General features: G+C 64.4%; 11 protein-coding genes. 4 read left to right on the top strand and 7 right to left on the bottom strand.

All coding sequences use genetic code 11. The features are described 5' to 3' along the window. The first annotated feature begins 39 nt into the window (after nucleotides 1–39). A complete protein-coding gene (locus tag EOA32_RS25600) occupies nucleotides 40–546 on the top strand; it encodes an L-2-amino-thiazoline-4-carboxylic acid hydrolase (protein WP_066990016.1) in 507 nt (168 codons plus the stop codon). Between the two features lie 81 nt (nucleotides 547–627). Here the strand turns inward: EOA32_RS25600 and EOA32_RS25595 are convergent, their stop codons facing one another. Both EOA32_RS25595 and EOA32_RS25590 read right to left on the bottom strand, forming a co-directional pair. Next, nucleotides 628–1920, bottom strand: coding sequence for an FAD-binding oxidoreductase (locus EOA32_RS25595; RefSeq protein ID WP_189407360.1), 1293 nt, complete (start codon nucleotides 1918–1920; stop codon nucleotides 628–630). A 2-nt stretch (nucleotides 1921–1922) separates the two neighbouring features. Then, a complete protein-coding gene (locus EOA32_RS25590; protein ID WP_066990022.1) occupies nucleotides 1923–3296 on the bottom strand; it encodes a glutamine synthetase family protein in 1374 nt (457 codons plus the stop codon). Between the two features lie 499 nt (nucleotides 3297–3795). Between EOA32_RS25590 and EOA32_RS25585 the strand changes: the two genes are divergently transcribed. Further along, nucleotides 3796–4236, top strand: coding sequence for a GFA family protein (locus EOA32_RS25585; protein ID WP_066990025.1), 441 nt, complete (start codon nucleotides 3796–3798; stop codon nucleotides 4234–4236). Between the two features lie 19 nt (nucleotides 4237–4255). Here the strand turns inward: EOA32_RS25585 and EOA32_RS25580 are convergent, their stop codons facing one another. The 5 genes from EOA32_RS25580 to EOA32_RS25560 form a co-directional block, all read right to left on the bottom strand. Further along, complete coding sequence (locus EOA32_RS25580; protein ID WP_066990027.1) at nucleotides 4256–5017, bottom strand: glucose 1-dehydrogenase; 762 nt, start codon at nucleotides 5015–5017, stop codon at nucleotides 4256–4258. An 11-nt stretch (nucleotides 5018–5028) separates the two neighbouring features. Beyond that, entirely contained in the window at nucleotides 5029–5841 is an 813-nt protein-coding gene (locus EOA32_RS25575) for an ABC transporter permease (RefSeq protein ID WP_066990030.1), read from the bottom strand. Then, nucleotides 5841–6704, bottom strand: coding sequence for an ABC transporter permease (locus EOA32_RS25570; protein ID WP_128373201.1), 864 nt, complete (start codon nucleotides 6702–6704; stop codon nucleotides 5841–5843). The genes EOA32_RS25575 and EOA32_RS25570 overlap by 1 nt, the downstream gene beginning before the upstream one ends. Before the next feature lie 74 nt (nucleotides 6705–6778). Then, complete coding sequence (locus tag EOA32_RS25565; protein WP_095800622.1) at nucleotides 6779–7942, bottom strand: spermidine/putrescine ABC transporter substrate-binding protein; 1164 nt, start codon at nucleotides 7940–7942, stop codon at nucleotides 6779–6781. After that, a complete protein-coding gene (locus EOA32_RS25560) occupies nucleotides 7923–9059 on the bottom strand; it encodes an ABC transporter ATP-binding protein (RefSeq protein WP_128373200.1) in 1137 nt (378 codons plus the stop codon). Before EOA32_RS25560 ends, EOA32_RS25565 begins: the two co-directional genes overlap by 20 nt. Before the next feature lie 119 nt (nucleotides 9060–9178). Here EOA32_RS25560 and EOA32_RS25555 point away from each other — a divergent pair, with 119 nt between their 5' ends. Next, nucleotides 9179–9988, top strand: a complete 810-nt coding sequence (locus EOA32_RS25555) for a LuxR C-terminal-related transcriptional regulator (RefSeq protein ID WP_095826835.1) — start codon at nucleotides 9179–9181, stop codon at nucleotides 9986–9988. Between the two features lie 202 nt (nucleotides 9989–10190). Further along, nucleotides 10191–10889, top strand: coding sequence for a GntR family transcriptional regulator (locus EOA32_RS25550; RefSeq protein WP_128373199.1), 699 nt, complete (start codon nucleotides 10191–10193; stop codon nucleotides 10887–10889). The last annotated feature ends 368 nt before the right edge of the window (nucleotides 10890–11257 follow it).

Raw genomic sequence — 11257 nt, 5'->3', positions numbered from 1 at the left:
GGTGGCGGCAACCCCGAGGCTGAATAGGATCAAAACACCATGACCGACTCCGCCGCAGCCATTGCCGAAAACCTGTCGCGCGAGCTCGACTCCGCCTTTCGCAACCGGGGCGATCTCTATCGCCTCTTCCTCGATGAGCTGACCGCCGAGCTTGGCGCCGAGAAGGCCGAAGCATTAATGATCCGCACCATCGAAAAGCGCGGGCGGGAAGTTGCAGCGGCCGCTTTCGCCGGTTTCGGCCCCAATGATGCGCTGGCGATCGGCGAGGCGTTCCTTTCCATCAGCCCGGATGGCGGGCGCATGTATCCGACCGACGTCGAGCGCGGGCCGGACCGCATCGCTTTCAAGGTGAAGCGCTGCCCGCTGAAGGATGCGTGGGTCGAGGCCGGCGTCAGCGACGAAAAGCTTGCCACGCTCTGCCGCATCGCCGGCGCCTTCGACCGCGGACTGTTCGAAGCAACCGGCGTGCGCTTCGCCAACGTGACCTGGACGCCGGGCCACGGCTCCGGCTGCTGCCACATCGCGCTGACCAACCGCGACACCTAGCGAGCCGACGATTTGACTTTCGGCCGAAGACGTGCAGTTCCGCGCCGGATTCGTCGCCGGCACCGACGGGAAAGTCGGCGCTCAATGCCTGAGGCGATCGCGCATCGCATACCACAGCATGCCGAGCACATAGAGCGGCCCGCGCAGCGCCGTGCCGCCGGGGAACGGCAGCGGCGTCAGCGTCGAGAACAGGTCGAGCCGCGAGGCATCGCCGGTGATCGCTTCCGCGAGCAGCTTGCCCGACAGCGTCGACAGGATGACTCCCTTGCCGGAATAGCCATGCGCGAAATAGACCTCGCCATAATGCCCGACATGCGGCAGGCGCGACGTCGTCACAGACACGAGCCCGCCCCAGGCATGGTCGATCCGGCACCCCCTAAGCTGCGGAAAGGTCTTTTCCATATGCGGCCGCACGAAGCCGGCAATGTCGGCCGGCGGCGAAGGCGTATAGCGCTCGCCGCCGCCGAACAGCAGGCGGCCATCCGCGGACATGCGGTAGTAATTGACCACGAAAAGCGTGTCCGAAACCGCAGCGTTGGACGGGATGACGTTGCGCGCGCCCAACGGCTCGGTAGCGACGATGTAATTGCCGATCGGCATGATGCGGCTGTTGACGCGCGGCTCGAGCCCGTTGAGCAGCGCATCGCCGGCCAGCACCACATGACTGGCACGGACCGAACCCTTGTCGGTGAACACCCGGATAGCGGGCTCGCGCTCCAGCCGGACGGCGACCGAGTTCTCGTGGATGGTGACGCCAGCGGCAGAAGCGGCCCCGGCGAGCCCCAGCGTGTAGTTCAGCGGATGCATGTGTCCGCCGAGCGTCTCGAAGGATGCACCGAGATAAGGCGTATCGACCATGCGCCGCGCCTCCGCCGCCGACAGGATCTCGACATGCGGGAAGTCCATCACCTTGGCGAGGCACTCGGCCTCCTCCTCGAATTCGCGCATGTCGGAGCCGTTGACCGCGCCGACCAGATGGCCGGTCAGCCGCAAGTCGCACTCGATGCCGTGGCGCTCGATAATGTCGAGCACCAAGCCTCGCGCCTCGAAGGCGAGGTCGAACAGCGCCTTCGCCCGCTCCGGCCCGAACGCCCTGACCAGCTCCTTGGCGCCCTTGCGCAGACCGGGGATTATCTGGCCGCCATTGCGCCCAGAGGCACCCCAGCCGATCTTGCCGCCTTCGAGCAGCACCACTTTAAGGCCGCGTTCGGCCGCATGGAGCGCCGCCGAAAGCCCGGTGCAGCCGCCACCGACGACCACCAGGTCGGCTTCTGCATCGCCGGTAAGCGCCGGATGGTCCGGCGCCGCATTGGCAGTCGCCACATAATAGGATTTGCCGATATCAAGACCGGAATTGAAACCCGTCGAAGCCATGGTCACACCTTGAGCAGCAGATGGTCGCGTTCCCACGACGTCACCACGGTCTGGAACAGGTCGAGCTCTACGCTTTTCACGCGCAGATAGGTTTGGAAGAAATCCTCCCCGAGCAGCACCCGCACCGGCTCGCAGGCGGCGAAACGGTCGAGCGCTTCCTCCATGGTCTTGGGCAGCGTGCTCTGGCTGCGATAGGCGTTGCCGAAGGCCTCCGGCGAGCGGGCCAGCTTCTCCTCGACGCCGAGATATCCGGCGATGAGCGAGCCGGCCATGGCGAGGTAGGGATTGGCGTCGGCGCCGGGCAGCCGGTTCTCCACCCGCCGCGCGGCGCGCCCGCCCATTGGCACCCGCAAGCCGCAGGAGCGGTTATCATGCGACCATTCAATATTGGCCGGCGCGCTGTGGCCCGGCCGGATGCGGCGATACGAGTTCACGTTCGGTGCAAACAGCGGCATGATTTCAGGCACGTATTTCTGCAGGCCCCCGATGAAGTGCGCGAACATTTCTGTGTCCTCGCCGTCTTTGCCGGCAAACAGGGGCTCGCCGCGCTCGTCGACGATGGACATGTGAAGATGCATCGAGCTGCCGGCCTGCGTCGCGATCGGCTTCGCCATGAAGGTGGCGTGCATACCGCTCGCCTGCGCCGCCTGCCTGGCCATGCGCTTGAACAACAGCACTTTGTCGGCCAGCGCCAGCGGGTCGCCATGGAGGAAGTTGATCTCGAGCTGCGCCGTGCCGGATTCGTGGATCAGCGTGTCGAGGGGCAGGCCGGCGGCCGCGGCGTGGTCATAAAGGTGACGCGTCACCGCTTCGAACTCCTCCAGCGCCTGCATGTCGTAGGGATGCTGCACGCTTTCGGGCCGTCCGTTGCGCCCGACTGGCGCGGTCAGCGGCCGATCCGGATCGGGATTTGGCGCCGTGAGGTAGAATTCGAGCTCCGGCGCCATCACGGCGTGCCAGCCGCGCCGGCGGTAAAGATCGAGCACGGCCCTCAGCACATGGCGCGGCGAAGCCATCCACGGCCGTCCGTCCATGTGAAACGTATCGGCAAAGACATAGGCCTTGCCGGCCCTGCCGCCGGGCGCAACGCTGAGCGTCGACAGGTCGGGCACCATGCGCATGTCGGGGTCCTGATACGCGAACCCTTCATCGATGGAGCCGGAATAGCGGCCGTCGATCGCGACCAGGAAAGCGCTGCTCGGCAGGTAGAGCGCACGGTCCTCGAGCGACTTCAGGAACTTGGCCGCCGGCAAGGCCTTGCCGCGCAGCACACCGTTGACATCGGGCACGAGGCACTCGACCTCGCTTATTCCATGCGTGGTCAGCCAGCTTTGCGGATCGGCACTGGGAAATGAGGAATTCAGTTTGTCAGGCATCGGTCATGTCCGTACGAAGGAGAAGTCGCTTCGGCGGGCACGTCCGTTTCGGTTTGAGCGCTGAGTAAGCTACGTGATCTGAACGACGGACGCCCGCCTGATGGCCGGCCAACAGGCCGGATCGAGCACTCCGCATACCCCCTCGGTCCAGCCGTCGCGAACGACGTGGGAACCGACCTTGGTCTCTTCCGCGCGTTGCAGATTCTCGTGCCGGCAACAGCGCATGACTAGTGATGCCCCGCCGAAAGACGGTTTCTTGCGGCCGAAATTGAAAACAGCCGAGAGCCGGAGCGGCTTTTTTCCATTTGCACGGCAAACCTCTTCACGGAACCTGGCCTATGGTTTGACCGATCGTTGCTTCGGGCGCAAGCCCACCCGCTGGGACCACTCCGCGCGTTGCACGGCCAAAGGAACTCGCTGCCGGTTTTGATGTTCCCACTGAGCACGCCACCAGCGCACAGCGCGGCCGACGGAATTCAGCACGATCAGGAGCGATGAGATGGAATGCAGGATCGAAACGGGGGCATGTTTTTGCGGGGCGATCGCGGCCGAGATGCAGGGCGATCCGTTCTGGATCTGCTTCGACCATGATGACGACTGCCGCCGGGCGATCGGAAGCCCGCTGACCATCTGGATCGGTTACCGGCCGGACCAGTTCCGCTTGACCCGCGGCCAGCCCAGGGAATTCTCGAAGACCCAGGGCATCGTCCGCAGCTTCTGCGAGAAATGCGGCACCTCGATCGCCTATCGCGACGAGGGTCTGAACGACGAGCTTTATGTCACCATCGGCTTCTTCGACCATCCGGAGCGGTTTCGGCCACAAGCCCACGCCTATTGGCGGCTGCGTCTGCCCTGGCTGGAATTTTCCGACGATCTGCCGCGTATCGACACCTACTCGCGACGCCGCGATCCGGCATTTGGAAATCCCGTCGACCGGTAGATCGCTCGCCAAGCGCGCCTCAGCCGATGCTTTCGCCGCCGTCGACGACCAGTGCCTGGCCGGTCATGAAGGACGAGCGGTCGGAGACCAGGAACAGGATTGCTTCGGCGATCTCCTCCGCGCTCGCCCAGCGCCCCATCGGGATCTTGGTACGGACATAGTTTTCAATTGCGTTGCGCCCGCCCATCTGGGTGATGAACGGCTCGTTGAACGGCGTGTCGACCCAGCCCGGACAGAGCGCGTTGATGCGCACATTGTGCTTGGCGTAGTCGAGCGACATCTGCCTGGTCATCGCCACCACCGCATGTTTGGACGTGGCATAGGCGATCATCTCGCGATCGTAGAAGACGCCGGAATTGGACGCAGTGTTGAGGATGACGCCGCCGCCCTGCGCGATCATCGCCGGCATGACGGTCTTCGCCGCGAGGAACTGCGCCCGCACATTGATCCGCCACGACGCGTCCATGCCGTCGGTGCTGACTTCCGTCAGCGTGCCGCCGACCTGGATGCCGGCATGGCTGTGCAGGATATCGATCCGGCCGTGCTTGCCGAGCGTTCCCGCTATGAGGTCCTCGACCGCCGTGTCGTTGCCGACATCAGTCGCAACCGCTTCGGCGCGGCCGCCGGCTGCGCGGATAGCGGCCGCCGTGGCCTCGCCTGCCGCCGGATCCCGGTCGGCGATCACCACGACAGCCCCTTCCCGCGCCATGATCATGGCGCCGGCGCGCCCGATGCCCGACCCGGCGCCCGTCACCACGGCGATGCGATCTTTCAAAATCATGGATCTGTCTTTCAAGGCGATGGTTTTCGTCGGCCGAGCTGCCATTGCGCGAGCAGGACGAGCAGCACCGAGGCGGCGAGCACGATCGTCGCGATGGCGTTGATCTCCGGCGTCACGCCGCGTCGGATCGAAGCAAAGACATAGATCGGCAAAGTCGTCTGCGCGCCGGCGACGAAGAAGGCGATGATGAAGTCGTCGAAGGAGAAGGTAAAGGCGAGCAGGAAACCGGCAATCACCGCCGGCATGATTTGCGGCAGCACGATCGAGCGGAACGTCGTCAACGGTGTCGCATAGAGATCGCTCGAGGCCTCGACCAGGTTGCGGTCAAGGCTGCTGAGCCGCGTGCCGACGATCATCGTCACCAGCGCCATCGAGAACAGGCCGTGCGCGGCGATGATCGAGCCGTAGCCGAGCGCCAGGCGCGGCGGCTGGTCGGTCGGCCAAACCGAAGCGAGGAACGGATTGACGACGGCGAAGAGCTGCACCAGGGCTACCAGCGTCGAAATGCCGATGACCACACCCGGCACAACGATCGCGGCACCCAGCAATGCGTCGAACACGCCCCTTGTCCGCGCGCCGACACGCTGCAGCCCGAGCGCCGCGGCAGTGCCGCAGAAAGCCGCGAGCAGCGCGCTGGTGGTGGCGATGAACAGGCTGTTCTTCAGCGCCTCGACCAGGAACGGGTTCGACAGCGCCTTGCCGTACCATTGCTCGGAGAAGCCGGTGAACTCGCTGGCGTGGTGGCCGGCATTGAAGGAGAACAGCACGACCAGCGCGATCGGCAGATAGAGGAACGCAAAGACGGCAACGACGAAGGCGCGCATCAGATCAGGTCCACGCGGCGGGCGCCGGAAAGCCGGGTCGAGAGGCGGTTGGCGATGATCAGCACCACGACCGAGACCAGCACCAGCGTGATGGCAATCGCCGATCCGAACGGCCAGTTGCGTGACTGCAGGAAGAGGTCGACCAAGGCGTTGCCGATGAAGAACACCTTGCCGCCGCCAAGCAGCGTCGGGATCAGATACTCGCCGAGCAGCAGGATCATCACCAGCGAGAAGCCGGTCATCACGCCCGGCAACGACAGCCGGAGCGTGACGCCGAGGAAGGTCGATAGCGGCGTAGCACCCAGATCGGCGGACGCCTCGAGCAGCCGCCGGTCGAGCCGCTCGAGGCTGACATAAATCGGCAGGATCATCAGCGGCAGATAGCCATAGACGATGCCGAGCAGCACCGCGCCAGGCGTGTTGATCAGCCTGAGATCCTCGATGCCTATATAGGCGAGCAGGGCGGGAATGCCGCGCCCGCCAAGGATGTACATCCAGGCATAGGTGCGCATCAGAAGGCTGGTCCAGAACGGGATGACGATCAGCGCGAGCAGGATCAGCCGCCAGCGCTGCGGCGCGCGCAGCGCCAGGTAATAGGCGACGGGATAGGCAACGAGGAGGCAGGCCAGCGCGCCGACCGGCGCCAGCACCATCGTGTTCCAGAAGGCGGTCGCCCGTGCCGGCAGGTTGGCATATTGAGCGAAGGTGAACGCTGCCTGGTAGCCGCCCTCGGGTGCCCGCTCCCCGACGCTGAAGACGGCGATGGCGACGAACGGCAAGACGAGGAACACGACGAGCCATAGCGTCGCCGGAGCGAGCAGCACGGCCGTCAGAAGATTTTTGCGAAGGAACCTGCCGCGCATTGAAAAAGCCGCTTCGGCGCCGGCGGACCTTGGCCCGCCGGCGGTAAGAACTTGACCGGAGTTGGTGCCCTGACTCACGCGGCCTTGAAGCGCGCCATCAGCTCGGCGCGGCCCGGATCGGTCAGCGTCGCGGCGGCGCCGAACTCGAGCGGCTTCAGAAGCTCGGCGGCCGGATAGAGGATCGGGTTCTCGAGCACCTCCTTCGGCAGCAGCGCGTTGACCCGCGCGTCGGTCGAGGGCGCGCCATTGGCCAGATGCTCTTTGACGGCGACCTTCGGGTTCATCAGGTAGTTGAGCAGCGCATAGCCGGCCGGCTTGTTCGGCGCGTCCTTCGGGATGGCGTAGAAGTCGGTCCAGATCTCGCCGCCCTCCTTGCCGAGCACATAGGCGATCTCAGGAATATCGCGATGAAGCTGCGCGCCGTCATTGGTCCAGCACATCGTCATCCAGGCGTCGCCCGAGCGCATCGACGGCTGATAGTCGCTCGACACCGCGAACAGATGCGGCTTGACCTTGAGCAGCAGTTCCTCGGCCTTGGCGAGCTCGTCCTGCTTCAGCGAGTTGAACGAGTAGCCGTGATATTTCAGCGCATTGCCGATCGTGGTCAGCTGGTAGTCGTGCACCATGGTGCGGCCATCGCCTTCCGCCATGGCAGTATCCCAGAATTCCTTCCAGCTCGACATCGGCTTGGCGAGCTTCTTGGTGTTGACGGCAAAGCCGGTCGTGCCCCAGTTCTTCGGCACGGCGTAGATCGTGCCGTCGATCGTGCCTTCCGCGGTGAAGCGGGCATCTTCCTTGCTGCCGTCGAAATTGCCGAGCTTGGCCATGTCCAGCGGCTCGATGATGCCGAGCTTCTTATAGGTCGAGATGGTGTAGTTGGTCGGCACGAACAGGCTCCAGCCCGAGCCGCCGGCCTGCAGCTTGGCCAGCATCTCTTCGTTCGAACCGAAGACGTTGACCTCGACGGCCACGCCCGTCTCGGCCTTGAAGTTCTCGAAGGTCTGCGGGTCGTGATAGTTCGGCCAGGTGGCGATAGACATGCGGTCGCCGAGGTTCTCGGCAGCAAAGGCCGGTGTCGGCCTGATGCCGAGCTCGCGCGCCATCACCGCGGTCGCGACGCCAAGACCGGTGAGGCCAAGGAAGTCGCGCCGGCTGATCGAGCCGCGCTTCAGGCGCATCAATTGGTCGACGAATTTTTCGGGGCTTATCGGCAGTCCGTCACGATAGGATTTTGACATGTTGGTCTTCCCTCTGGTTGGTCCCGTTGTTCTTAGGGTGCGGAAACGCCAGCGGCGCTCCGGCGGCGAAGCCGATGGCGACGGGTTCGCCCGGCTTGAAAAGGTTGCCCCGGCCAGTCACGTGATCGGCCTTGGTAAGCAATGATCCAATGCCCTGCACTTCGATCGCGTATTCCGCGGTCGAGCCAAGAAAGATGCGGTTCCGGACAATGCCCTTGAGACCGCCGCCTCCGGGCGCCGAGAGGCTGAGCGATTCCGGCCGAAGGCTGACGGATACGGCCTCGCCCCGGCTGAGCGGTACCCGCTTGCGCGCCGAAATCACCGTGCCGTCGGCGAGCGCCACGTCGACGAGGTCGCCGGAGAGCCCGGCCACCTTGCCGCTGAGCAGATTCGTCTTGCCGACGAAATCGGCGACGAACAGATCGGCCGGCTCGTCATAGATCTCGCTCGGCTGGCCGATTTGCACCACGCGGCCGCCATTCATGACGCACACGAAGTCGCTCATCGACAGCGCCTCCTCCTGGTCGTGGGTGACCAGAACGAAGGTGATGCCGATTTCTCGCTGCAGGTTCTGCAGCTCGATCTGCATGTCTGTGCGCAGCTTCTTGTCGAGCGCCGCCAGCGGCTCGTCGAGCAGCAGCACCGCAGGCTTGTTGACCAGCGCCCGGGCGAGCGCGACGCGCTGCTGCTGGCCGCCGGAAAGCTCGTGAATCTTGCGGCGTCCGTAGCCCGCAAGCTGCACCATGGCCAACGCCTCGCCTGCCTTCAGGCTGATCTCGCGCGACGACAGACGCGGCCTTGCCTGGCGCAGTCCGTAGGAGATGTTCTCCTCGACATCGAGATGCGGAAACAGCGCGTACTGCTGGAACACCATGTTGACCGGACGCCGGTAAGGCGGCGTTCCGGCCATGTCGCGGCCGCGGATCAGCACCTGCCCCTCGCTCGGCTGCTCGAAGCCGCCGATCATGCGCAGGCATGTCGTCTTGCCGCAGCCGGATGGTCCGAGCAGGGCGACGAAGGCCGCGGGCGGGATGGCAAGGTCGATGCCGCTGACCGCCGTGACGGCGCCGTAGCGCTTGGTGACCGCGCGAAACTCGATATCGGGCACTGCAGTCAAGCCACGGGCTCCAGCGACAGCGTGAGGCAATCTTTGCAAAGCTAGCAGAGCCAATGGCGCCTAGTATATACCTCGCGAGTGGTATATTTAATTGATTTTAGCATTTCGAGGGGTATGAATTGAGCGCCTCCCGCAGCGACGACTACAACGCGCTCGGCGCCGTGATTGCCGCGGCGCGCGAGACCGGCGATCATTTCGGCAAGGCGATCGTCGGCTGGCTGCGCGGGCATGTCCGCTTCGATCACTGCGTCGTCTTCGGCTATCGGGGTGCTGCGCGGCCGCCGCTTCTGTTCGAGACCTTTTCGCCGGCCGAAAGCCACATCTTCGTCGCGCTCTATCAGGAAGGGCCCTATCTGCTCGACCCCTTCCATCACGCCGCGGTCGAGCGCAGGGAAGGCTTCTGGCGCATGCGCGAGTTGGCGCCGGACCGCTTCTATGCCAGCGAGTACTACCGCTCGTACTACAGCCAGACCCGGCTCGCCGAGGAGGTCGGCTTCTTCGTTCCGCTGGCCGGCAAGGATGCGCTGGTGCTGTCGCTGATGCGGCTGCGCGCCTCGGGGCCGTTCGGAACAGCCGACGCTAGGCTGTTGCGCGACATGGCTCCCGCGGTGGTCGGCTTCTGCCGACAGCGCTGGCCAGCCTTGCCTGCCGAAGAGACCACGGTTGCGCCGCCGGGCGAAGCCGCGGCGGTGACCAATGAGCTGGATCGCGCCCATATCTGGCGAAGTCTGTCGCTGACCTCGCGCGAGAAACAGGTCGTCGACCTGGTGCTCCAAGGTCACTCGACGGAATCGATCGCCAGGGCGCTCAGGATCGTCCCAGGGACCGTGAAGGTCCATCGCCGCAACATCTATCGCAAGCTCAAGATCAAGTCGCAGGCCGGCCTCTTCGCGCGCTTCGTCGAGATCATCGACGCGCGCATCGGATAGCGCGTCTCCAGCCAAATGGAACCGCTCCACGACGCGCTTGCCGAGGGGCGCCGTTCGGGCCAGTCAGGAGGCCGCCCCTGCCTCACTTGCGGCGCCGCGCGTTAACCGTCTATCGTGCGGATCGAGGGCCGCCGGCCAAGTCTCCGGTTGCGGACAGAGCGGCTAAACAGATTTCAGGGACGGACGAAGTAGCGCATAGCCAATGGCCGACAAAACACAATTCGGACTGACTGCCCTCGACACAGTACCGCTGCATGAGAAAGTCTATCTGGAACTGGTGCGGGCGCTGATGTCGGGTCAGCTCCAGCCCGGCCAGAAGCTGACCTCGCGCAAGCTCGCCAAGGAGCTCGGCACCAGCGACATGCCGGTGCGCAGCGCCTTCATGCGGCTGCAGGCGCTCAGGGCGCTGAGCCCGATGCCGAACGGAAGCGTCGAGGTGCCGATTATTTCGGCCGACCGTTTCCAGCAGCTCACCGACGTGCGCATGGTCCTGGAAGGCACGGCCACCGAGCTCGCCACCAGCCTCATCAACGGCAACAATCTGCGCGCCATCCGCCGACATTGCACAGAGCTCACCCAGGCCGCCCGCAGCGGCGACATCGACGATTACCTGCGCAAGAATCACGACTTCAAGTTCTCGATCTACCGCCACTGCGGCAACGAGCAGATGATCTTCCTCATCGAGACCGTGTGGATGCAGGTGGGCCCCTTTCTCCGCAACCTGCGCATCGGCTTCGAGGACGACCTCGCCGGCATTCTCGGCATCGACTATCATGAAGAGGTCGTGGCGGCGATCGAGGTCCAGGACGGCGAACGAGCCCGCGCGGCCATCGTGCGCGACATCGACGAGGGCGCGACGCACATTCTCAAACAGATCAAGTTTCCTGAATTGCGGCACTAATGCCTCAGCGTAGATCGAGGGATTGCGATACCGGCAGCCAGCTCACCGTTGACCGCGCAAATGCCCCCTTGGCTTTCCCCTAGCGGCCAGCTATGTTGCGATCGCAGATCGCAGCTATGGACCCAAAATGCCGCCCGATATCCCAGCTAGTGAATTGAAAAAATGAAGGAACATCGCCTGGAACCATCCGTGGCGACCTTCATAAACTCACAAGCTGTAGAATGGATATCGTAGCCGGAACGGCTGCAGCACCTCCGAAAGAACAGGGGCTGGAAATTGGGCGATGCAATTGCGGACGTTTTGAACTGGCTTGAAAGCAGAAGCGACATCCAGAGCCTGCGGGCCGCGGTGTGCGACCTGAACGGCAT

The organism is Mesorhizobium sp. M1A.F.Ca.ET.072.01.1.1, assembly GCF_004023325.1.
Taxonomy (GTDB): Bacteria; Pseudomonadota; Alphaproteobacteria; order Rhizobiales; family Rhizobiaceae; genus Mesorhizobium.
Note: the sequence above shows the minus strand (reverse complement) of the source record. Positions and strands in the feature narration are given on the sequence as shown.